The sequence below is a fragment of the Kitasatospora sp. NPDC127111 genome (assembly GCF_042677465.1).
GTDB lineage: Bacteria > Actinomycetota > Actinomycetes > Streptomycetales > Streptomycetaceae > Kitasatospora.
On the sequence record NZ_JBHXTG010000040.1, the window covers coordinates 34,619 to 57,402 of the forward strand.

Annotated in this window: 14 protein-coding genes; 7 read left to right on the top strand and 7 right to left on the bottom strand. The window is 71.1% G+C overall.

Annotation, left to right across the window (positions count from 1 at the left end):
* The 3 genes from ACFVHB_RS23395 to ACFVHB_RS23405 form a co-directional block, all read right to left on the bottom strand.
* A partial coding sequence (locus tag ACFVHB_RS23395) for a trypsin-like serine protease (RefSeq protein WP_380325485.1) occupies positions 1-1,177 on the bottom strand: 1,177 nt, incomplete at its 3' end.
* A 36-nt stretch (positions 1,178-1,213) separates the two neighbouring features.
* Positions 1,214-1,645 (bottom strand): hypothetical protein, encoded by a 432-nt coding sequence (locus ACFVHB_RS23400; protein WP_380325488.1) that lies wholly within the window; start codon positions 1,643-1,645, stop codon positions 1,214-1,216.
* Between the two features lie 133 nt (positions 1,646-1,778).
* A complete protein-coding gene (locus ACFVHB_RS23405; protein ID WP_380325491.1) occupies positions 1,779-2,264 on the bottom strand; it encodes a hypothetical protein in 486 nt (161 codons plus the stop codon).
* Positions 2,265-2,850: 586 nt separating this feature from the next.
* Here ACFVHB_RS23405 and ACFVHB_RS23410 point away from each other — a divergent pair.
* The 5 genes from ACFVHB_RS23410 to ACFVHB_RS23430 all read left to right on the top strand — a co-directional run bounded on the left by ACFVHB_RS23410 (position 2,851) and on the right by ACFVHB_RS23430 (position 13,879).
* Positions 2,851-6,981, top strand: coding sequence for a polymorphic toxin-type HINT domain-containing protein (locus ACFVHB_RS23410; protein ID WP_380325494.1), 4,131 nt, complete (start codon positions 2,851-2,853; stop codon positions 6,979-6,981).
* Positions 6,982-6,988: 7 nt separating this feature from the next.
* Positions 6,989-7,420 carry an Imm1 family immunity protein gene (locus ACFVHB_RS23415; protein WP_380325497.1) on the top strand — a complete coding sequence of 144 codons (432 nt, stop codon included), beginning with the start codon at positions 6,989-6,991 and terminating at the stop codon, positions 7,418-7,420.
* A gap of 695 nt (positions 7,421-8,115) precedes the next feature.
* Entirely contained in the window at positions 8,116-8,685 is a 570-nt protein-coding gene (locus tag ACFVHB_RS23420; RefSeq protein WP_380325500.1) for an Imm1 family immunity protein, read from the top strand.
* Positions 8,686-9,482: 797 nt separating this feature from the next.
* Positions 9,483-9,617: a hypothetical protein gene (locus ACFVHB_RS23425; RefSeq protein ID WP_380325503.1), complete on the top strand. Its 135-nt coding sequence runs from the start codon at positions 9,483-9,485 to the stop codon at positions 9,615-9,617.
* A 338-nt stretch (positions 9,618-9,955) separates the two neighbouring features.
* The gene (locus tag ACFVHB_RS23430) at positions 9,956-13,879 is read left to right on the top strand and encodes a hypothetical protein (RefSeq protein WP_380325506.1); all 3,924 of its coding nucleotides are present in this window, start codon (positions 9,956-9,958) and stop codon (positions 13,877-13,879) included.
* Positions 13,880-13,980: 101 nt separating this feature from the next.
* On the opposite strand, the gene ACFVHB_RS23435 is transcribed toward ACFVHB_RS23430, so the two are convergent.
* The 3 genes from ACFVHB_RS23435 to ACFVHB_RS23445 are packed head-to-tail and all read right to left on the bottom strand — an operon-like array spanning position 13,981 to position 16,781.
* Positions 13,981-14,640 carry an ankyrin repeat domain-containing protein gene (locus ACFVHB_RS23435; RefSeq protein ID WP_380325578.1) on the bottom strand — a complete coding sequence of 220 codons (660 nt, stop codon included), beginning with the start codon at positions 14,638-14,640 and terminating at the stop codon, positions 13,981-13,983.
* Between the two features lie 2 nt (positions 14,641-14,642).
* On the bottom strand, positions 14,643-15,500 hold the full coding sequence (locus ACFVHB_RS23440) for an alpha/beta fold hydrolase (RefSeq protein WP_380325509.1): 858 nt from the start codon (positions 15,498-15,500) through the stop codon (positions 14,643-14,645).
* 54 nt (positions 15,501-15,554) lie between these two features.
* A complete protein-coding gene (locus ACFVHB_RS23445; protein WP_380325512.1) occupies positions 15,555-16,781 on the bottom strand; it encodes a PucR family transcriptional regulator in 1,227 nt (408 codons plus the stop codon).
* Positions 16,782-17,081: 300 nt separating this feature from the next.
* Between ACFVHB_RS23445 and ACFVHB_RS23450 the strand changes: the two genes are divergently transcribed.
* Positions 17,082-18,872 carry an aldehyde dehydrogenase family protein gene (locus ACFVHB_RS23450; RefSeq protein ID WP_380325515.1) on the top strand — a complete coding sequence of 597 codons (1,791 nt, stop codon included), beginning with the start codon at positions 17,082-17,084 and terminating at the stop codon, positions 18,870-18,872.
* Between the two features lie 171 nt (positions 18,873-19,043).
* Here ACFVHB_RS23450 and ACFVHB_RS23455 read toward each other — a convergent pair whose 3' ends face one another.
* Positions 19,044-21,656, bottom strand: a complete 2,613-nt coding sequence (locus ACFVHB_RS23455) for a SpoIIE family protein phosphatase (protein WP_380325518.1) — start codon at positions 21,654-21,656, stop codon at positions 19,044-19,046.
* Positions 21,657-21,819: 163 nt separating this feature from the next.
* Here ACFVHB_RS23455 and ACFVHB_RS23460 point away from each other — a divergent pair, with 163 nt between their 5' ends.
* Complete coding sequence (locus ACFVHB_RS23460; protein WP_380325521.1) at positions 21,820-22,737, top strand: diiron oxygenase; 918 nt, start codon at positions 21,820-21,822, stop codon at positions 22,735-22,737.
* Positions 22,738-22,784 lie beyond the last annotated feature (47 nt).

The following is a 22,784-nucleotide window of genomic DNA, read 5'->3' on the forward strand; positions in this document are numbered from 1 at the left end:
AGTCGTGCCAGCCTTCGCCCTGGGGGTCGACGGACCACAGGTGGTTGGCGGTGTCACGGACGAAGGTCACCAGGTGTCCGTTGGCCGGGTCGACGATCGTGCGCGGCACGGCGTCGGCAGCCAGCACGGTGCTGGCGGCGGTGGGGTCGAACCGGGTCCAGTTTCCGGTGTTGCGGTCGTAGGACCAGAGCAGGTTGTTCTGACCGTTGACGTACACCATGACGTGGTTGTCGGCCGGGTTGACGATCGTGGTCGGCCGGGCGGCGGCGTAGGCCCCCAGGTCGGTCCAGCCTTCGCCCTGAAGGTCGACCGACCACAGGTGGTTGTTGTTGTCCTGGACGAAGGTGACCAGGTGTCCGTTGGCCGGGTCGACGGCGGTGTAGGGCGAGGAGCTGACGGTCGTCCCGGACGGGGTGGAGTGGCGTGTCTTGGTGATCCACTGACCGATGTCGTCCACCCGGCTAGCGGTGGCGCCGGTGCGGGCTTCGGTGGCGGGGGTGCCGAGGCAGCCGCCCTGCCAGGAACGGGACGCGACGGCCACCAGTTCGGCCTTGCCGTCAACCTCGCGTAGGGCGGGCGCACCGGTGTCGCCCTTGCAGACGGCGGCGCCATTCGTGCCGGTAATGTCTATACCAGAGGGCTTGACCGCATCGAGGGTGAAAGTGCCGGAGTGCAGCTTGAGCGGCGCCCACTCCGTCTTGGTGCGGCCGTAACCCGGCAGGCGCAGGCTTTCACCGGCCGCAGGCACAGAGGTGGCCAGCTGGAGCGGGGCGATGCCCGTGACGGGGTTGGCGAGGCGGGCCATGACGAGGTCGCGGTCCTGACGGGGCACCAGCCCGGTGATCTCGACAGTGGTCCCGGCACTGGTGGTGAGGTCGGTGCGCCCGATCGTGGCGGTGGTCTTCCACTTCGGGGCGCCGGTGGCGAGCGACTGCGGCTGGCCGGGGTCGTCGGCGAAGCAACTGGCGGTGGTGATCACCCAATACGGATCGACCAGCGCGCCTGTGCAGGCACGCACATTGTCGCCAATGACGATTCGGGCGGTGAACGCATAGTCGTCAGCGGAGGCCAGGTCACCGGCTACGGCGTCGGCCGGGGTGAAGGTGGTCAGCGTGCCGGCGGCCAAGGCGGCGGCCAGCACGCCCGCCCGCCGGGTGCGGGAGAGTCTGTTCAGCATGGTGATGAGTTCCTATGGGTCGAGGGCTCGGGCCGGTCAGCCGGTGATGCGCAGTTCGACGACCGTGGCGGGAGCCTGGCCGAGGCCCTCGCCGATGCCCATGAATCCATTAGTGGGGATGTCGAGGCTCTTTGTGGCGCCCGCAGTGGTCAGTTCGGCGCGCACTGAACGCCCGGCTGTCTGTACGGCGAACAGGTCCGGCAACTGCAGCGTCAGCCAACCGGTCGCAGCCGGGGCCGCGAAGCACACCTTGTTACCCGGGTTCCCGGGCGCACGGGTCCACAGCTGGATCTGCGAGGGCTTGGCGCAGTCAACCAGCAGGATGCCGCCGTCGCCGTGCAGCAGCTTGACACGGGTGATCGCCTCGGCGCCGGGGTAACCGAAGTCCTCGACGGCGGGCGGAGCGGTGGCGTTGTCACCCGCCGCCGACGAGGGCGGCGCGGTGTCGGCCGCAGCGAGCACAGACATGCCGACTGTGAGGCCGGCAACTGCGCTGAGCGCTATGAGCAGGCCGCGTATGCGGTGTTTCACTCCAGATCCTTTGAGCCTTGTTCGGGTGATGGTGGGGCCTTACAAGCGGGATGGAAGCTGATTAGGCTCGTCAGCCGGTGATCCGCAGTTCGACGAGTGTGGTCGGCTTGAGCCCGAGCGCTTGTCCCACGTTCTGCATCGTGTTCTTGGGGATACTGACGGGGGTGGAGGTCCCGTCCGTGGTGAGGGTCGCCTGCACCGGACGCTCTGCAGTCTGGATGATGGTTGTCTCGGGAAGCTGGAGGGCAAGATAGCCAGTGGCTCCGCTGACACGGAAGCAGATCTGCTCGCCGATGCTCTGGGGGAGAGCGCGGCTCCAGATCTGGATCTGGGTGGCTGTGTGGCAGTCGGCCAGCATGATGTGGCCGTCACCGCGGATGAGCCTCAGCGCCGGGTAGGGCGAGTCCAAGGGGTATGCGAAGTCCTCGACAGCTGGCGGGGGAGCGGTGGTGTCCGTTGCGGCCGGGTCAGTGGCGGCCACCGCGGAGGTTCCGAGAGCAGCTGCCACAGCGGTACTGGCACCAGCTATGAGCCATCGGCGTACGTGCTTCTTCATCAGCGCTTCTTTCAGAGTTTGTTTCGGTGGAATCGTCCAACGGTCAGCGGCTGGAAGTTCACCGCTCGGAGACTCACCGCGCCCGGACGCGTCGGTGACGATGCCCGTCGGCATCGGACGATGCATCGACAGTGCGTCAGTAATTTGCGACCAAAGTCTAGGTCATGGCTTCAGTTGCTTCGGAGTGGAAGCCCGGCTTGCACATGGGCCGATGTAGGGCCTCTGACCTGCCCAGACGGATCCGCAGGGAGTCCCCAAGCGTAATCATGCTTGATGCCCAATTAGCTGACACTTTGACACATTTTGGCCGTGGTCCGACCATTCCGTCCTGCGTGAGGGCTGACTTTAGGTCTGGACTATTCGCCCTCTGCGGGCGTATAGGCTTCCGCCGCTAGCAATACCCGGCTGTACGTGTAAATATGAGAGGCCGTTGGTGACGAAAAGTTCGGACATAGTGCAGCGCAGGGGGTGGCACTGGCAGTCCTTCCCTGCGCGGCTGGGTCTGCTTATGCTGCCGCTTGCGCTCGTGGCGGGCGGGCTAGGAAGCTCGCCTGCCGTTGCGGCGGATGACTCCGGTTCAACTCCTATGCCAGTCCCGCAGTCGGACCGTGGACGGATAGTCCAGATATGGAAGGACGGTGGCCCCGGGGTCAAGGCTGCAGCCGAAGCCGCGCTTCTCGGCAGCGATGCCGATGTGCGGAAGTTCCTCGACGCCGACCTGAAGCCTGCACAGCTGGCAGACGACCGGCTCAGTGCCACGCAGATCCACGACCTTGGTGGCCAGGCCGTACGCGACGCGGCGACCAAGGCGCTCAACGGTACCCCCGATGACCTCCAGGCCTTCCTCGCCACCGGATGGCAGGCGCCGCTGGAGTCCGACCAGCGACTTCAGGCCGCCCAACTGCGCAACGGTGCGGGCCGCGGTGTTCAGGAGGCCGGCCGGGCCGCGATCAACGGGTCGATCGACGATATCCGCAACTTCCTGAACGACGGCCAGTACACGGCTCGTGAAGCGGACGACCGCGTTCGGCTCGTTCAGATTCTCAGCACTGGAGGACCCAACACCCAGGCCGCCGCCAGACTCGCCCTGAACGGGTCCATCGAGGACGTCCGGGACTTCCTCGAGGTGGGCCAGCACGTCGCTCACGCGCGTGACGCCGAACGTGCCGACGTGAGCCAGCTGGTGCAGCAGGCGAAGGACGCCGCCTATCAGGCCGTGCGCGAGACCGAAGCGGCCAAGCAGGCCTCCGCGAAGGCGCTCGCGTCCTCGGAGCTGGCCAAGCAGGCGGCGGCCGCCGCGGCAGCCGAGACTCAGGCCTCGCAGAACGACACCGAGGCCGCCGGAGCGGCCGCCGACCGTGCCGCGCAGGCGGCGGCCCGCGCCGGCGAAGCCGCTCAGGTCGCCATCCAGGCGGCCAAGGCCGCCACCAACTCCGCCCGGACTGCCGCCAGCGCCGCTGCTCAAGCTGCCGCGGCTGCCGCCGCTGCGTCCCAGGCAGCCGCCCGCGCACGCAGTGCCGCTGCTGCGGCGGCCAATGACCAGGGCAAGGCCAAGGCCGCGCGGGAGGCGGCCGAGGCTGCCTCGGCAGCGGCCCAAGCCGCTGAATGGTTTGGTTACGATGGGCTCGATCACGGGGAGCTGCAGCCGCCGATCCCTGACGACCCGGTTAACCCGACGGGTGCGTTCGGCCGGGCCCAGATCTCCCTTGGCTACGCCGACAAGGCCTCCGAGGCGGCCAACAGCGCTGGTGTGAACGCCCAGGCCGCCGCGGCCTCGGCATCCCAGGCCGGTGCCAACGCCGGAAAGGCATCCGCCCAGTCGGCCCGCGCCAAGCAGGCCGCCGCCTCCACCTCGCGGCACGCCCAGGAGGCCAGCCGTGCCGCAACGGCGGCTGGCGCCCTGGTCCGGGACGCCAAGCAGGCCGTTTCCGACGCTAAGGCGCTCATGACCTCTGCCGCCGCGCACGCGAGTGCCGCGGCGCAGGCCGCCAATGACGCTGCTCAGCATGCCGGCGACAGCGCAACCGCGACCGCGGCCTCCAAAGCGAATGCCAAGGCGGCGGCCGACGCGGCGCAGACCACTAAGGACGCCGTCGCGCAGGCCAAGACGGTCCGAGACCTCGCGGACCGCGCCGAAGCCGAGGACCTCACTGCCCGCACCGCCGCCGGTATCGAGAAGGCCCGCGACGCCAGGGCCGCATACGACGACGACCAGAACAAGGTCGGCGAAGCCGTCCAGACCCTGCGCACAGCCCAGGACGAGGCTAACCGCCTCGCGACCGCGGTGGCGCAGCCCGGTACGTCCAACGCCGAGATCCTCACGGACGGCCGCAAGCTCGCGCTGCTGTCCATGAAGATCGCGGGCGGCCCATGGACAAGGGAGGCCGCAGCCAACGCCCTGTCCGGTTCGGACCAGGCCGTCCTCGACTACGTCAAGAACGACCGCCGCCAAGCCCTCGAACAAGACGAGCGGGAACGCGTCAACAGCCTCGCGCTGAACTCCGAAATCGCCGCGGTACGAGCCGCCGCCACCGAGGCCACCAAGGGTGACGCCCAGGCCATTACCGCCTTCCTTACAACCGGCCAGTACGAGGCCGCCGCCTCGGACCTGCGCCTCGCCGTCGCCCAGACACGCAACGGAGCCGGCAGCGCGGTCGACGAAGCAGCCCGCGCCGCCATCAACTCCGGAACCCCAAAGGCCCTGCACGAGTTCATGGCCTCCGGCTACGCGCAGGCCCAGACCAGCGACGACATCCTGCGCGCCGCCCAACTGCGCAACGGCGCAGGCCCCGAACTCGAAGCCGCGGCCCGGGCGGCCCTGCAGGGTTCCCCACAGCAACTGCAGGCATTCCTGCAGACCGGGCAGTACACGGCCAAGCGCAAGGACGCGCTCGCGGCCACTCACAAGGCCGAGATCGAGCGCCTGCTCCTGGAGGGCGACGCCGCCAGCGCGCTCGCCCAGCAGAGCGCCTCTGAGGCGGCCCAGGCGGCGGCCGTCGCCGCCGGCGCCACCGACGAGGCCAATACCGCCGCCGCATCCGCCGCGGACTCGGCAGGCAAGGCCGCCGGCTTCGCCGCACAGGCCCAGGAGAAAGCCAAGGCCGCCGAAGCCGGCGCCGCCCAAGCCGTGGCAGCTGCCAAGACGGCAACCGACGCGGAGGCGACCGCCCGCCGCCAGGTCGCCTCGGCCACCTACTCCGCCCGGCAGGCACAGTCCTCCGCCACCGTGGCCAACTGGGCCGCGGCCTCGGCCCACCGGGCGAGCGCCCAGGCGCGGGCATCCTATGAAGCGGCCAATCAGGACGCCGACGCCGCAGCCGTCGCAGCGGCAAAGGCCGTCCTGGCCTACAACGCCAAGGTTGCCGAGTGGGACCGCTACCGGGCCGAGATGGCCGCGCTAAACGCCGACTTCCTGAAGGACATGGTGGCCCAGCAAGCCGCCACACAGGCAGCCGAGGAACAGAAGAAGCAGATCGCGGCCGCGCTCAGCAAGGAGCTCGACGACCCCTACCGCGACTACCAGCCCGTCGATACGCGGGGCATCCTCCTCGCCATCACACACGGCGTCCTCGACGTCGCAGGGGCGGTGCTCCCACCGGGCTGGTCGTCCGCAGCAGACCTCCTCAACTGTGGTCTGTACGGCCTCCAGCACGACGTCGAGAACGCCAAGGCCGCCTGCATCAGCGCGATCCCCATCATTGGCGAAGCCAAGGCCGTCGCCAAGGTGATGGAAATCCTGAAGAACGCCGGACCGATCGGCAAGAAGGTCATCGAATTCCTGGAGCGGGTCTACTCCACGGTTTCCGGAGCCTGCCAGTTCGGCAAGAAGAACAGCTTCCCAGCCGGCACCGGCGTCCTCATGGGCGACGGAAGCCGCAAGCCCATCGAGACGGTCAAGGTTGGCGACACCGTCCTGGCCACCGACCCGCTCACCGGCAGGACAGCGGCCCGGGCGGTCGAGGCCGTCATCTACACACCAGATGACCAGGAATTCACCGACCTCGAGATCCAGGGTGAGAACGGAACTGGCAGCCTCACCGCAACCGACCACCACCCGTTCTGGGTCGAAAAGGACCAGAAGTGGGTCGACGCCGCTGACCTCAGCAACGGCGACACCCTGCGCACCCCGAGCGGGCCGACTGCCAAGGTCGCCAGTGTTCAGCATCGCAAGGGTCTCGAGGCGGCCTATAACCTAACCATCCGGGACGTCCACACCTACTACGTCCTGGCCGGTGCAACACCGGTACTCGTACACAACGTCGACTGCTTTGCCCCATTCACCCAACAAAATATCAACGCGATTGCGACCAAGATCGGACTCCCGGAATATCCGGGGAAGGGGGCGACGAAGGGATTTGCAAGGGCCGGCGACAAGATCATTGACAATCTCGAAAGTGGCAGGGAGCGGGAGGAGGCCGCACTGATTGCCTGGGTGAAGGCGACCACCAAAGAGAAATTGGGGGTCACTAGCGGGCGCGCCTCCGACCTTGAGGTAAAATTCGTTGCCAAAATGGAGATGGAAGGCATCGACGATGCCGAGCTGGTGATCAACTTTCCGGGCGGACCGTGCCGCCAGCCGCTAGGATGCGACAAGACCCTGGACGTCCTGCTCGGCGACAAAAAGGGTCTTACCGTCTACTTTCCAAAAGCAGACGGAAGTGGTGAATGGGATTTCTTGCTCTATGGAACACACAAGACGAAGGGGCGACCTGGCTGAAATGCCGATGCGCGCTGAACTCCGATACAGGCGGGACCGGATCGAAAATCCCGACTACCTAAATACCGTCGAGGACGTCGATGTGCTGATTGACGAACTCCTGGACGGACCGGCGAACGAAAACCTGGCGCAAATCATCCATCTAGATCGGGAACAGCTTAGGCCAGGATGGCCGGACCACGAACTCCAGGTCGGAGTAGACAAGGAGCTCCAAGTCGGGGTGCTGTCCTTCCTGGACCGCAGCGGGAACTATGTGACTGCGGGACCAGCGGAATCTAGAAACGCCCCCGAATACTACCTTGCCGGACACTGGACCAAATTTCCCGACCAGACCGAAATCCCCATCGGCCTCATTCGAGAGGCCGTGAAGGAATTCCTCGCGTCAGGCGGTCAGCGCCCGACCTGCGTCACATGGAAAAACCAGTACCCTGACGACTAGCCGGTAATAGCCACATTGCCCTGGCGCCACACCCTTGGATTCGGTGGGGTGCCAGGGCCCCTTCAACCGGAGCCTCGATGCATGCGTGACGGGCCACCCGGGGACCTCCGCACAGCCGTGACCTGCAGGCTCACATGATCACCGGGACTTTGAAACGCCCCTGACTTGCCCCGGCCTACAACCTCGCGGTCGCCGACCTGCACACCTACCACGTACTCGCAGGCGACATCCCGCTGCTCACCCACAACTGCCTCGACCCGAAGACTCTCTTCGACGAGCTCCCCACGTGGGTCAAGGGTGACAAGACAAGAGGCCAGGCGTTCTACATCGGTAAGAACGGCATCGAGAAGCTCTCGACCGAGCTGGAAAGCGGCTACACCAAATGGTCGTCGGACATCGACGCCCATCTGGCCACGAAGTTCGGCAAACCCGCAGGAACCAAGTTCGAGACTTCCGCCCATGTTGAAACAGGGTTCGCACGGATCATGCGGAAAGCCCTCAAGAATGGCGCCAAGAATCTAAACCTCAATGTCGTGATCGGCAACACCGAGTGGATCTTCAAGGTGAGATAAATTGCATCGCATCTGTGGAGCGCATTCTTCCTTCTGGCGATACCCTCAGGGTTTGGATGAAGGGCGGTGACCGGTAGTATGACCTCCAAGCTGATCGAGGGAAAGGGCTCCCTGGAGGACTAGATGATTCTTATCGTCATAATCGGCGATGAGCGGCTCTACGGAGAGAGTGAAGGTGACGCAGAACGGCTGATCTCCAGGGCGATGGAGAGTCTTGAGTTTGGCGACAATGCATGGCTTTCCATCGATGATCGGCGCCGCGAGGCCGGCAGCTACGCAAGCAATAGTCTCAAGGTTTCGATCAACCGGTCGACCGGATATGGCGGCGTAATCTGGCAGGTCAGTACAAGCTACCCTAAGCAGGGTGGAATCTATGCCCACACCTGGGTGTCTGACAATCCGGAACCGCCCACGACTGACCCGAAGGTTCTCTCGGATGTGCATCATCCGGTCTTCATGGAGGCGGCGAGCGCACTGCCTGTCGCCGAGATTCGCAAGGTCCTCGAAGAGTTCTATCGGGCGGGAATCGGAGACAGGCCGACCTGTATCAATTGGGTCAGGGGGCACATGAATGGCGAGCGTGAGGAGCGAGGGCCCGGGGTAGAGCCCGCGCCGGAGTCCTCCACCGACGTCGAAGCCGTGCTTGGAGATATCATGAAGTTCGCGGCTAGCAATGATAGCGTCCCCGACTAGGACCTACTGGCAACTCGGCGTGCCAGAATATCGTTGAAAGGGCAGGGCCTTACAGGCCCTGCCCTTTTCGAGCTTATTAGTTGCAAAAGCCTGATCCGGCATGTTCGGCCCGGTCGCCGTGGGCGGGCTCAAGTACGTGAAGCTGGCAGGCGACACGCCCCTGATGACGCATAACTGCCCCAGGCGCATAACTGCCCCAGGCAGATTGATGAAGCCCTCGCAAACCTGGCCTCCAGGGCCGGGGAGGGTAGCCGGCCCCAGGGAACGGTCGTCTTCACCGATGGGAAGGGCGGGATGGAGCTGTTCGCCGAGAAGATCAGCGACGGCCACAGGACCGATAGATCAGCTGCTATCACCAAATTCCTGAACACGATTCCGGAACTGGCTGCCACTTCGGATAAGCGCCCTGCCGGCCTCATCTCGAGACTAGGCTCGGCTGGCTCGGAGACTCGGCCGGCTCCCCGGCCGCGCACCCGTACGATTGGGGTGCAGCCGAGCCTGCCCCAGGTCCTGGCATGCGGCGGCCTCATCGACTGCCCGGTGAGACCCGTGTCTCGGCCATTCTTTCGAGTGGGTCAGTTGCCGCCAGGGTCACCTCTGGCGAACTGATTGCGTCCGAGGGAATTAATCTTGCGATGAGTACCTCGTGCGAAGACTTTGACTGTCGATCGCGGTGAATCCTCTGACGTTGTTGGCGGCCCGGCCAGCATCATCATGCGGATTAAAGAGTCTGACTGCTCTTGAGCTTGCTCAAGTCAATTTCCACAACCCTCGGACGGTCGCCGCTGATAATCCAAGTGGCAGGTGCCTCGAACTGCCCGGCTGGGCCACCGCCCGCCACCGCCCAGGGGACTCGCCTCGGCATCTGGGACTGCCCCGCGTTGCAGGGCAACCAGCAGTGGACGCTGAAGTACGAGGAGCACGCGCCCTGACCCGGCGGTCGTCCCGGCCGGCGAGCTGATCCGAGGACGAACACGCGTGGCGAGGCCCTGGCCAACCCGGGGCCTCGCCACGCTCGCACTGGGGCAAGGGCCGCCCGCGGAATTTGCGTCGCGCTCCGGGGAGCCGGCATGGCACCCTCACCTCGGACCGGAGCCGGTGATCGTCCTGTGGGTGGGGCTCGCTACACTCCGGCTGCCTGCGAACTCCTCTGGACGTCATGGGGGTCGGGCATTCCTGAACAAAGGGGGGAAGCATGAGGATGCTGCCGTCCGGCAGACGAGTGCGACACAGACACCGACGAGCCGGAATCGCCGCTCCGGGAGCCCTGTTGCTCGCGGTCGTGGCCGCGCTGGTGGGCCAGGTCAATCCGGCGGCCGCCGTGGAGGCTCCGCCCGCGGCGGTGAGCTCGCCGCAGCCGGGAAGCGGTGACGCGGGCAGCCCGTCCGCCGGCCCGTCCGCCAGCCCGAGTGCGGCGCCCGCCGCCGGGCCGACGGCCGCGCCCACCGCGGACCCGAAGGCCGAGCACGAGGCCGCTGTCCGGGAGCTCCAGCAGGCGGGCCCGACCGGCCCCTGCCCGGCGACGCTGACGCCGGGCACGGTGACCACCTGCGCGATCGACCCGCACAAATCCGCCGCCTTCACGATCACGCTGACGCAGCCGAAGGACCTGGTCTTCGTTCAGGCCGTCGCGGTCAACTCGTCGGTCTATCCGCAGCTGACCGCGCCGGACGGCTCCGCGGTGACCTGCGAGGGCTACGGTCCGCTCCGCTGCGCCACCAGCCAGGCGGGCACCTACACGCTGCAGGTCCGGAACAACGACTCCTGGGCGAACGGCGTCTCGGTGTCGTACCTGCCGCTGCTCACCACCCCGACCTGCACGACGGTGACCGCCGCCGACAGCAGCCTGGGTGCGCCCAAGACCTTCCACGGTTCGCTGTCGGTCGGCTCGGCCGGTGACTGCTACACGCTGGACCTTGCCGCCGGCGACATGCTGCGCGGCTACTCGCCCGGCGGCACCTTCCAGTACGTCTTCGACGCCACCGGCAAGGAATTGTGCTATTCGGACCGGAGCCCCGGCCTCGAGCTCTGCAGGCTCACCGGGACGGCGCCGTTCCGGGTGACGGCGCAGCGGTCCTCTGGCGACGCGCTGAACTACGATCTCACCCTTGCCCGGCTCTCGGCTCCCGAGGGCTGCCTCACCGTGGAGCCGCAGGCATTCGGGTACGCCCCGGACCTGACCGCGACGGCCCGCTGCCGGATCCTCCGGGCGACCGAGGCCGGCCCGTACGCCTACGGCCCGGCCACGGTGGACAACACCTCCGTCGGCGGCGCGCTGTTCAGGGCCGACGGCTCACAGGTAGCGGGCTGCGGTTCGCTCAGCCCCAGCTGTGACCTGACGCCCGGTGACTACACCTGGGTGGCCGACAGCCGGACCGCCGCCGGTGTCGCGTTCGGGATGGCCTTCCGGTCGACGAAGGAGACCCGCGGCTGCACCGCGACCAGCGACAACGGGCTGGTCTCCGGTCCGGCCGGTGGCACCTTCGGCGCGGCGGGCCAGGCGGCCTGCCGCACCCTGCCGACGGTCACCGGCAACGGCGTCTACCTCCTCAACCGGCCCCCGGCTGGCGGTACCAGTGCCGCCGTCACCGTCTACGACGCGGCCGGCGTGAAGCAGTGCGAGGACGATGGATACCCGGCCATGGTCTGCAAGCTGAGCGGGACCGCGCCCTTCCGCGCCGTCCTGACCGGCACGCCGAACCAGGCGTACCAGCTGGTGATCCACCGGACCGGCGAGACGGCGGGCTGCACCGCCTGGCCGCGGACCGGGCTCGACGGCACCTGGGGTGCGGAGGTCACGCTCACCGCGGACCTGAAGCAGGCCTGCCTGGCCCTGCCGGCCGACCAGCATTCGACGCTGGAGGTGGCCGACTTCACCAACACGCAGAACAAGCTCAACGCCTCGCTGCAGGTGGTCGACGCGCGGGGCGACGTGGCGTGCACGACCAGCCCGAGCTCGGCGTTCACCTGCGCGCTCCAGGCCGGTCAGCCGTACACCGCGCTGCTGGTCAACTCGTACTGGGGCGACAGCTACAAGCTGGCCCGGCGGGACATCTCGTCCACCGCGAACTGCCTGACCCCGAATTCGACCTCGGTCGGCGGCCCGTCGCTCCCGATGGAGCTGACCTCGACGCTGGACGTGCGCTGCGTCCGGATCAGCGCCAACGCCACGGACAAGTTCTGGCTGAGCGCGCGGATGCTCGGGAACGCGTACGGCGCGTCCGGGCAGTCGCAGATCGTCGACGCGAGCGGGAAGCGCGTCTGCTACCAGTTCGGCAACTACTGCCAGGTCACCGGTTCGACCTCGTACACCATGGTGGTGCTCGCCGCCGGGTACCAGGACAAGAACATCCGCACCTTCGTGGACACCTGGAAGGTCGGCACGGACAACGGATGGGCTCCGGAATGCGCCGCCCATCCGCTCTCGGTGGACGGCTTCGCGCTGCGGACTGGCGTGCTTACGGAGTCCGCGACCGCCTACTGTGGCGTGATCGACATGAAGCCGTTGCAGGACTTCAACGTCTACGGCACTTCCAGCGCCACCAACACCGAGCGGCCGCGGATCAACCTGTTCAGCCCGACCAAGTGGGACAACTACGACTACCAGTACCAGTGCGGCAGCAGCTACGTCGAGTTCAGCGCCCGGTGCCAGGCCACCAACAACGCCGACGCCGGCAAGGCCCTCCTGGTCATCAGCCCGGCGAAGGCCGCGACGCCGATCGAGTACAGCTTCCAGGGCGTCTGCGACTACTCCGGGTGCGCCGGCGGCTGGCCGCGTTCGACCCTGGGCTCGATCAGCCCCGCCACCGGCGCGGCCGGCACGCTGACCCAGGCCGTCGTCCGCGGCAGCGGCCTCACCCTGGGCACGAAGCTGAAGCTGGTGCGCAACGGCACCTACAGCAGCACCCAGCCGCTGATGAAGCCGGTCTCGGTCAGCGCCAACGGCACCGAGCTGCACGTCCTGGTCGACACCAACGGCCTGGAGCCGGGCAGCTACGACGTCCAGCCCGACACCGGCGGGACGGGGAGCGGCCTCACCAAGGCGTACACCGTGACCGCCGCCACGACGGCGACGAAGGGCCGGTTCGTGCCGGTGCCCCCGGCGCGCATCCTGAACACCGTCTGGGGCGTCGGCGCGCCCGCCGGCCGGGTCGGCCAGGGCGGCGTGGTGACGCTGCAGGTCGCCGGCGCGGGCGGGATCCCGGCCACCGGCGTGACCGCGGTCGTGATGAACGTGACGGCCGTCAACCCGACGCAGCGCAGCGCCGTTTCGGTCTACCCGAGCGGTCAGGCGGTGCCCGACCTGCCGACCGTCAGCTTCGCCGCCGGACAGAACGTGCCGAACCTGGTGACCGTTCCGCTCGCGAACGGCAAGGTGGACCTGCGCAACGCGTGGGGCGAGGTCGACCTCGGCGTCGACGTGGCCGGCTACTACACCGACAGCGGCGCCGGCTCCCTGCTGACCCCGGTCAACCCGGCGCGCATCCTGAACACCGTCTCGGGCGTCGGCGCGCCCGCCGGCCGGCTCGGCTGGGGCGGCGTGGTGCCGCTGAAGGTGACGGGGGTGGCCGGCGTTCCGGCCACCGGTGTGTCGGCGGTCGTGATGAGCGTGACGGCCGTCAACCCCACGCGGACCGGTTACGTGACGGCGTACCCGCACGGCCAGGCCGTGCCGGACGCGTCGAACGTCAACTTCGCCGCGGGGCAGAACGCCTCGAACCTGGTGACCGTTCCGGTGGGGACGGACGGGAAGGTGGACCTCTACAACGCCTGGGGCGAGGTCGACCTCGGCGTCGACGTCGTCGGGTACTACTCCGCCTCGGGTGCCACCTACACGGCGGCCGGCCTGGTGCGGCTGATGGACACCCGCACCGGCGAGGGCGCCCGCGTCGGTGCCCTGGGCGGGGCGGGCGACGTGGTCAGCCTCAAGGTGGCCGGGGTCGAGGGCGTGCCCGCGACCGGCGTCACCTCGGTGCTGATGAACGTCACGGTCGTCTGGCCCACCAACACCAGCTTCCTGACGGTCTACCCGCACGGGACCGACCGGCCGGACGCCTCGAACATCAACTACCGGCCGGGAGAGGTCGTCTCGGCCCTGGTGATGGTTCCGGTGGTGGACGGACGGGTGTCGTTCGCCAACCAGTGGGGCAGCACGGACGTGGTCGCCGACCTGATCGGCTACTTCTCCGCCTGATCCCGAACACCGCGCCTGCCGCGCCGTCCGACTCCCGGACGGCGCGGCAGCGTCGTTTTTGCAGGCGCGGCGGGCAAGGCCGCCGCCGCACCCGGGGCGGCTCAGACGAAGCCCTCCGCCACGAGCGTGGTCGCGTCGGGCGTGATGCGGTGGCGGCGGCCGGAGCCACCGACGACCCGGCTCCAGCTCTCGACGACCAGCCCCTCGCCCTCCAGGCGGATGCTGAAGCCTCCGTACATCCCGGGCACCGGGACCCACATCCTCGGCTCGGCCAGCTCGGTCAGGATCTCCACCGGGGGCAGCTTCAACCGGTGCTTCGCCACCAGCCCGTGGCTGTCCTCCTCGATCAGCGCGTGCAGGCGGCGCTCCAACAGCGCGACCGTGCCGGCCCCCAGCGGGTGGTGCACCACGGGCCGGAGCAGGTCGAGCAGCCGGACGTGGCCGCGCGCCGCCGCGATGTCCACGGCGCGCTCGCCGGAGGAGGTGCGCAGGGTGCGCCAGGCGCCGAGTTCGAGCAGCCGGGTGACCACCTCGGAGTCCGCGCCGTGCCAGGCCGCCTGGTGGAGCGGCGTGTAGCCGCTCGGGCCGCCGAGGCGGGCGTCGTTGACGCCGATCCAGTGCGGTGCGGACGCGATCAGCTCGAACACGCGGTTCCAGTGGCCGTCCCGCGCCGCGTCCGCGAGCGCGTCCCGCAACTCGTCCACCTCGGCCTTGTACACCCCGCGTGCGGTCGCGCCGCTCCACTGGGCCGTCTGATGCATCGTCACCGTCCCATCGTAGGCACAGGAGGCCGGCCGTTGAGGAACGCCGCCGTGGCCGCGACGAAGGCCCCGGCGTCGTCCACCCACGGGTTGTGGCCCGCGCCCGTCTGCACGGTGAAGGCGGCCGCGGCGAACAGTCCGGCGAACTCGGCGACGGCCGGCGGCGGGCTGTTGAGTTCGAACTCCCCGGCGAGCAGCAGTGCGTGGCCCGGCCAGGCGGCGAGCGCCGCGCGGGTCGCCGCCGGGTCGAAGGCGCCGTCGGCGCCGAACAGCGCGACCGCCTCCGGGTTGTCCGGCTGCGCCGTCACGTGGTGCGCCTGCGCGGCGGCGTCCCAACGCCCGTACGCGAAGGGGGCGATGGCCTCCCAGTCGGTGCCGGTCCCCGCGACGATCGCGGCCAGCGCGGCGGAGGCGGCCGGGAACCACGGCTCGCCCGCCCGCAGTCGGGCGACCTCCTGCCGCATCTCCCCCGTGACCGCGATGCCGACCGCCCGGCTGCTGGGCGTGATCAGGGCGAGCCGGCCGACCCGCTCCGGGTGCCGGGCCACGTACCGCGCCGCCAGGTTGGCGCCCGCGCAGTGGGCGAGCAGGTCGAACCGGTCGAGCCCCAGGTGCGCGCGCAGTGCCTCGACGTCGCCGACCAGGCGGTCGCAGCGGTACGAGGAGGTGTCCGCGGGAGCGGCGGACCGGCCGGTGCCGCGCGGGTCCGGCAGGATCAGCCGGCGGTGGGCGGACAGGCCGCCGAGCTCACCGAGGTAGGCGGAGTCGGTGGGCCCGCCGGGGAGGCAGACCAGCGGCTCGCCGTCGCCGTGCACGCGGTAGGAGAGCAGGGTGCCGTCGGGGGCGGAGAAGGTGGGCATGGTGTGGATCATGACAGGCGGCCGTTCGCCGGGACAACGGCCGGACACCGGCGGTCAGGGCCGCAAACGCCTCGCGCGCAGGGCGGTGTGCAGCTCGGCGGCGTCGACCGGGCGGGTCGGGGTGCGGCCGGTGAGGTCGGCGATCCGGCCCAGGCGGTAGAGCACCGTGTTGCGGTGGCAGTGCAGGCGGCGGGCGGCCTCGGCGGTGGAGCCGTCGGCGGCGAACCAGGCGTCGAGGGTGTCGAGCAGGGCGGCGCCGCCGTCCTCGGTGGCGAGCAGCGGGCCCAGCACGTCGGCGGCCAGTTCGGCGGCGGACGCGGGGTGGGCGGCGAGCAGCGCGTCGACCGGGGCGGAGCCGTGGCGGTGCACGCCGCTGCCGGACGGCGGCACGCACTCCAGGGCGATCCGGGCCTGCCGCAGGGCCTCCGGGGCGGCGGCCGGCGAGGCGAACGGACGGCTGACGCCGACCCGCCCGGCGGCGGACCGGTCGAGGGCGCGCAACGCGGCCGCGGCGTCGGCCTCGCTCACGGGGGCGAGCAGGCCGAGCCGCTCACCCAGTTCGGTCGTCCAGACGGACGGGACGTGCAGGCCGGCCAGCCGCTCGGCGACGCCGGGCAGCGGGTCGGTGCCGTCGGGGGCGAGCTCGCCGACGACCACGCGGAACGCCGCGCGCTCCGGCAGGCCCAGGGCGCGCGGCAGGCCGGCCGCCCGGGTGGTGCCCGCCGCGGCGCCCTCGAAGACGCCGAGCAGCATGATCCGGCGGGCCGCCTCCTGCTGCCGCTCCCGGTCGTCGGCGACCTGGCGGTAGGCCTCGGTCGCGGCGGTGGAGAAGCGGTCGAGCACGGCCCAGAAGTCGGAGGAGCGGCGCAGCAGGGCGGTGGCCTGCGCGCCGGTGTTGGCCCGGGCGATGGCCCACTCCCAGATCTCCAACCCGCCCAGCCGGAAGGCGTGCAGCAGCGCCGGCAGCGGCACGCCGTGCTCGGCCTTGACCCGCCCGGCCCAGCGGGCGGTCTCGTCGCCGCCGTCCGGGCCGCCGGCCTCGGTGCGCAGCACGGCCTCGATGTTGGCGCGGACGACGGCGCGGAGCAGGTCCGGCGGGAGCTGGTTCTCGACGTAGCCGGACTCGTCCTCGGTGATCTTCCGGACGGTCTCGTCGGTGATCTCCTCGACGGAGCCGAGGATCTCGGCGAAGACGTCGTCCAGCACGGAGTCGTCGGCGGGGCGGGGCGTCACGTCGGCGGGGCGGGGCGAGGTTTCGGCCGGGCCGGGCAGGGTTCCCATGCGGTCACCGTACCCGTCGCCGACCCCGGTGGAACTGTGCCGCCGCACAGTCCGCTCCGGGGCAACCCGGGGCGGCCGCCCATGGCATCCGGGGCCGGGCGTGCGTCATCGTGGGACCGTTCCGGGAACCCTGTGCGAGCACCCAATGCGCCCGACCGCGAGCGCCCGACCGCGAGCACACCAGACCCGAGCACCCAGACCCGAGCGCCCAGACCCGAGCGCCCAGACCCGAGCACCCGACAGCCCGGTCCCGCAGGACGCCGCCCGCCCGCCCGGGCGGCCGTGATCGAGGGAGGCCCCATGACCGTCGCAACCCCCGCAGGCAGCGCCCCCGCCGGTCCGGAGTCGGGCCCGAGGCCCGACCTGGACGCGCTGCTCACCGAACTCGCCGACGGCGAGCGCCGGTGGGCGGCGACGTCGCTCGCCGAGCGGATCGCCCTGCTGGGCCGCGTCCACGCCGCCGTCGCCGCCGAGGCGGAGGACTGGGTGCGCACGGCGAGCCGGATCAAGCTGCTCCCCGAGGGCTCGCCGCTGACCGGCGAGGAGTGGATGTCCGGCCCGTACGCCCTGCTGACCTCCCTGGACGCGCTGGCCCGCTCGCTGCGCGCGGTCGCGGCGGGCCGGAGCCCGCTGGACGGCGCGCGGTTCGGCCGGGCGCCCGGCGGGCGGGTGACCGTCCCCGTCCTCCCGCTCAGCGCCCACGACCGGCTGCTGCTGAACGGCTTCACCGCCGAGGTGTGGATGCCCCCGGGCGCCGACGAGGAGACCGTGCGCCGGCAGGCCGGGCTCGGCGCGCTCCGGCCGGAGCGGACGACGGGCGTCGGCCTCGTCCTCGGCGCCGGCAACATCACCTCCATCGCGCCGCTCGACGTGCTGTACGAACTCATCGCCCACAACCGCGTGGTCGTCCTCAAGCTCAACCCCGTCCTCGGCGACCTCGAGCCGGTCTACCGGCGCGCCCTCGCCCCGCTCGTCGAGTACGGCGTGCTGCGGATCGTCTCCGGCGGCGGTGACGTCGGCGGCTACCTCGCCCACCACCCCGGCGTCGCGCACGTCCACATCACCGGCAGCCTCGCCACCCACGACCTGGTGGCCTTCGGCCCCGGCGAGGAGGGCCGGGCCCGCAAGGCCGCCGGGACGCCGCTCCTCGCCAAGCCGATGACCAGCGAGCTCGGCGGCGTCTCCCCGGTCATCGTGGTCCCCGGGGAGTGGAGCGAGGCCGACCTCACGTACCAGGCGGAGCACATCGTCACCCAGCGCCTGCACAACAGCGGCCACAACTGCATCGCCTCGCAGCTGGTGCTGGTCAGCGCGGACTGGCCGCAGCGCGAAGCCTTCCTCGGCCTGCTCCGGACGGCGCTGCGGCGGCTCCCGGCCCGGCCCGCCTGGTACCCGGGCAGCGACGAGCGGCTGGCCGCTGCGGCGGCCCACCCGGGCGCGCAGTGGCAGGGCGCCGAGGGCACCCGGCTGCTGCTGGACCTCGGTGACGGCCGCGGCGACGGAATCGGCGACGGAATCGGTGACGGAATCGGTGACGGCGGCGGAGACGCCTCGCCGGCGACCACCGAGTACTTCGCGCCGGTGCTCGGGGTGCTGACCCTGCCGGGGACGGGCGCGGACTTCCTCGACCGGGCCGTCGAGACCGCCAACCGCGACCTGGCCGGCACCCTCGGCGCCAACGTCCTGGTCGACCCGGCGACGCTGCGGCGTCTCGGCCCGGCCTTCGACCGCGCGCTGGCCGCGCTGCGGTACGGGACGATCGCCGTCAACGCCTGGACGGCGCTCGGCTTCCTCACCGCGACCGCGCCCTGGGGTGCCTTCCCCGGGCACACCGTGGACGACGCGCAGAGCGGGATCGGCGTGGTGCACAACGCGCTGCTGATCGACGGGCCGGAGCGGACGGTCGTCCGGGGCCCGTTCCGGCCGTTCCCGCGCTCGGTGGCGGGCGGCGAGTGGGCGCTCTTCCCGAAGCCGCCGTGGTTCGTGACGGCCCGCAGCGCGGCCCTGACCGGCCGCCGGCTCACCCGCTTCGCGGCGGAGCCCTCGTGGGCCCGCCTGCCGGGAGTCTTCGCGGCGGCCTACCGGGCGTGAGGGGGGCCCGGGCCTGAGCGGCAGCGGGCCCGACGGGGAGCGGGTCTGAGCGGGGTCGGGCGTGAAGCGGGGCCGGGCATGAGGCGGGGCCGGCCTGAGCGGGAGCGGGCGTGAGTGGGACCAGGCCCGGGCGGGACCGGGGCGCGGGGCGGAGGAGAGCCGACCCGCGCCTCAGGGCAGCTCCTGCTCGGCCCAGATGGTCTTCCCTCGCCGGGTGTAGCGGCTGCCCCAGCGGTTGGTGAGCTGGGCGACCAGGTAGAGGCCGCGGCCGCCCTCGTCGGTGAGGTGGGCGCGGCGCATCCGGGGCTGGGTGGCGCTGGGGTCGGAGACCTCGCAGGTCAGCCGTTCGGCGCGGACCAGCCGGACCTCGACCGGCCCGCCCGCGTACCGGATCGCGTTGGTGACCAGTTCGCTGAGCACCAGTTCGGTGGTGAACACCAGGTCCTCCAGGCCCCAGGCGCGCAGCCGCTCGGCGGCCCGTTCGCGGACCAGGCCGACGGCGGCCGGGTCGGCGTCCACCGGCCAGACGGCGATGGCCTCCGGCGGGACGGCGCGGGTGCGGGCGAGCAGCAGGGTGACGTCGTCGGCGAGCCGGTGGGCGGGGCGGTCGGCGAGCAGGGAGCGGCCGAGTTCCGGCAGCGCCGCGGTGGTGGCGCCGGGCCGGGCGAGCCGGCGGCGCAGCTCGGCCATGCCCACGTCGAGGTCGCCGTCGTAGCCGTGGATCAGGCCGTCCGTGTAGAGCGCGAGCACGCTGCCGGGGGCCACCTCGACCTCGGCCACCTCGAACGGCAGGCCGCCGACGCCCAGCGGCGGGCCCGGCTGCACGGGCACGTACTCGACGGTGCCGTCGGGGGCGGCGACGGCGGGCGGCGGGTGGCCGGCGGAGGCGACCGCGCAGCGCCGCGACACCGGGTCGTACACCGCGTACACGCAGGTGGCGCCGTGGGCGGTGGCACGGTGTCCGGCGGACCCGGCGGTGTCGTCCCAGGCGTCGGCCCACGCCCCCTCCCCGGCCCACGCCCCCTCCCCGGCCCCCTCCCCGGCCCACGCCCCGTCCCCGGCCCACGACGCACCGCTCTCCGCCCACGCCCCGTCCGGGCCGTCGCCGGGGCCCTCCCCGGGACCGCCGGGGCCACCGGGGCCACCGGGGCCGCCGTCCACCGCCCCGCCGGCGGCTTCCGGCTCGCCGGGGTCGACCAGCAGCCGGGAGACCAGGTCGTCGAGGTGGACCAGCAGCTCGTCCGGCTCCAGGTCGAGGTCGGCGAGGGTGCGGACGGCGGTGCGCAGCCGGCCCATGGTGGCGCTGGCCTCCAGCCCGTGGCCGACGACGTCGCCGGTGACCAGGGCGACCCGGGCGGAGGAGAGCGGGATCACGTCGAACCAGTCGCCGCCGATGCCGGTGGCGGTGTCGGTGGGCAGGTAGACGCTGGAGGTGCTCACGGCGGCGGTCTCGGTCTGCGAGGGCGGCAGCAGGTTCCGCTGCAGGCCGACGGCGGCGCGGCGCTCGCGGGTGTAGCGGCGGGCGTTGTCCAGGGCGAGGGCGGCGCGGGCGGCGATCTCGCGCAGCAGGTCCAGGTCGGCGGGCTCGTACGGCGGCCGGTGCGGGTCGCGGCGGACGGTGACCCGGCCGAGCATGGCGCCGCGGGCCCGGAGCGGGGCGGTCATCTCGGCGGGGGAGTCGGTGGCGGTGGGCGGCCCGTCGGCGGGGACCAGGACGGGTGCCGGCCGCGCGCCGGGCGGTTCGGCGGCCACGGCGGTCCGGGCGTGCTCGGTGCCCGCCGCGACGGCCGCCCGGCGGAGCGGCAGCAGGCCGTCCCGGTCGGGGACCGGCTCCTCGCCGCCGAACACCGCCTCGGCGACCTCGACCACGGCCAGGTCGGCCAGCCCGGGCGCGAGGACGGCGGCGAGGTCCTCGGCGGTGCCGGCGACGGAGAGTGAGGCGCCGACCGCCGCGGTGGCGCGGTGCAGCACGGCCATGCGTTCACCCGAACGGTGGAGTTCGGTGACGTCGGTGAACAGCGCGGTGACGCCGATCGCGTGCCCCTCGGGGGACTGGAGCCGGAACGCGGAGACGGCCATCACCGCGCCGGTGCCCGGGTCCTCGATCGTCCGGACCAGCTCCTCGGCCAGGACCAGGGGCCGGCCGGTCTCCAGCACCTCGTGCAGGTGGCGTTCGACCGCCTTCGCGTCGTCGGGCTGGAGGAAGTCGCCCAGGCGGTGGCCCTGCAGGTCGGGCGGGAGGCCGGTGTAGGGGAGCAGGTGGGTGTTGGTGCGGATCAGCCGCAGCCGGTCGTCGAAGACGGCGAGGCCGACCCGGTCCTGGAGGAACAGCTCCTGGGCGAACGCCTGGTCCTGGCGCCACTGGGCGACCAGGCCGGCGGGCGCGGCGAGCACGAAGTACCGCGCGGCCCCACCGCCTGCGGGCAGCGCGCCGGCGCCCGCCGCGTGCCCGTCGCTCGCGTCGGACCGGCCCCCGGCGTCGCCGGCCGCCGGGGCCGCACCGCCGTCCGCGAGCGGGAGCACCTGGAAGACGACCCTCAGCTCCTCACCCCGCCCCGAGCGCACCACGGCCCGGCCGGACCAGGCGTCCGCGGCCCGCTCCGCCAGCAGCGCGGGCCAGGTGGCCGGGTCGGCGAGCAGTTCCCGGACGGGTCGGCCGCAGACCTGGTCGGCGCGCAGCGCGAGCAGGCGTTCGGCCTGCGGCGTCCAGCGGGTGATCCTGCCGTCCGCGTCGAGCAGGGCCCCGGCCGCGCTGTCGACGAAAGGGAATCGTCGGCTGTCCACCCCCCGATCCTCGCAGGGAATCCCGGCGATTTCACCGCGAGCGGGTGCGTCCGCCGCGAGGGTGCCGCGCGAGGGGTTCTCGACCCGGTGCTCTTATTGTACTCTCCGTCTAATAAGCGGGGCGGGCGGGAACCCCGCGCAGGGCACGCACCTGGAGGCAGCCATGACCCGGACCGGCGCGGCGGCAGCGATCCACGGCCACACCGAGGCCGACGACGACGTCTCGAAGCGGCTGCTCGACTCGGCCGCGACCCTCTCCTACGACCCGGCGACAGAGATCGACTGGGACGCCCCGCTCCCCGCGGGCCACTACGGGCTCAACCCGGAGTGGAGCACGCTGTACGGCACCAGGCTCTGGGACGAGATGAGCGAGGAGCAGCGGGTCGTACTGACCCGGCACGAGGTCTGCTCGATCATGACCACCGGCATCTGGTTCGAGATGATCCTCCAGCAGATGGTGCTGCGCGACCAGTACCTGAAGAACCCGGCCAACGCCGAGTTCCGCTTCGCCCTCACCGAGATCGCCGACGAGTGCCGGCACTCGATCATGTTCGCCCGTGCCTGCGAGAAGATGGGCGTTCCCCAGTACAAGCCGAACTCCGTGATCGCCCAGGCCGGCCGCCTCTTCAAGGCCACCGCCCGGGGTGAACTCGCCTACGGCGGCATCCTGGTGGCCGAGGAGGTGCTCGACGTCATGCAGCGCGACTGGATGCGCGGCGAGAACGTCCTCGACATCGTGCGCGGCACCTCCCGGATCCACGTGGTCGAGGAGTCCCGGCACATGAAGTTCGCCCGGCAGCAGATCCGCGAGCGGATGCGCGGCGCCTCGCCCGCGCGCCGGCGGGCCGCCGCGACCGGGATCGCGGCCGGCGCCTTCGTCATCGTCAGCAGCATGGTGCACCCGGGGGTGTACGCGGCCGCCGGCCTCGACCGCGAGCGCGCGGTCGCCGAGGTGCGCGCCAACGAGCACCGCAAGGCGATGATGCGCACCAGCTCGCGCCACCTGATGGCGTTCCTCGCCGAGTGCGGCCTGCTCACCAAGGCCTCGGCGGCCGTCTACCGCCGCGTCCACATGCTCTGACCCGGCCCGCCGCGCCCCGCCGCACCCCGCCGCGCCCCGCCGCACCT

Bases quoted from the DNA above. Each gene is read 5' to 3' on its own strand.
- ACFVHB_RS23400 (WP_380325488.1), bottom strand. From the start codon at position 1,645: ATGTCTGTGCTCGCTGCGGCCGACACCGCGCCGCCCTCGTCGGCGGCG.
- ACFVHB_RS23405 (WP_380325491.1), bottom strand. From the start codon at position 2,264: ATGAAGAAGCACGTACGCCGATGGCTCATAGCTGGTGCCAGTACCGCT.
- ACFVHB_RS23410 (WP_380325494.1), top strand. From the start codon at position 2,851: ATGCCAGTCCCGCAGTCGGACCGTGGACGGATAGTCCAGATATGGAAG.
- ACFVHB_RS23415 (WP_380325497.1), top strand. From the start codon at position 6,989: ATGCGCGCTGAACTCCGATACAGGCGGGACCGGATCGAAAATCCCGAC.
- ACFVHB_RS23420 (WP_380325500.1), top strand. From the start codon at position 8,116: ATGATTCTTATCGTCATAATCGGCGATGAGCGGCTCTACGGAGAGAGT.
- ACFVHB_RS23435 (WP_380325578.1), bottom strand. From the start codon at position 14,640: ATGCATCAGACGGCCCAGTGGAGCGGCGCGACCGCACGCGGGGTGTAC.
- ACFVHB_RS23440 (WP_380325509.1), bottom strand. From the start codon at position 15,500: ATGCCCACCTTCTCCGCCCCCGACGGCACCCTGCTCTCCTACCGCGTG.
- ACFVHB_RS23445 (WP_380325512.1), bottom strand. From the start codon at position 16,781: ATGGGAACCCTGCCCGGCCCGGCCGAAACCTCGCCCCGCCCCGCCGAC.
- ACFVHB_RS23450 (WP_380325515.1), top strand. From the start codon at position 17,082: ATGACCGTCGCAACCCCCGCAGGCAGCGCCCCCGCCGGTCCGGAGTCG.
- ACFVHB_RS23460 (WP_380325521.1), top strand. From the start codon at position 21,820: ATGACCCGGACCGGCGCGGCGGCAGCGATCCACGGCCACACCGAGGCC.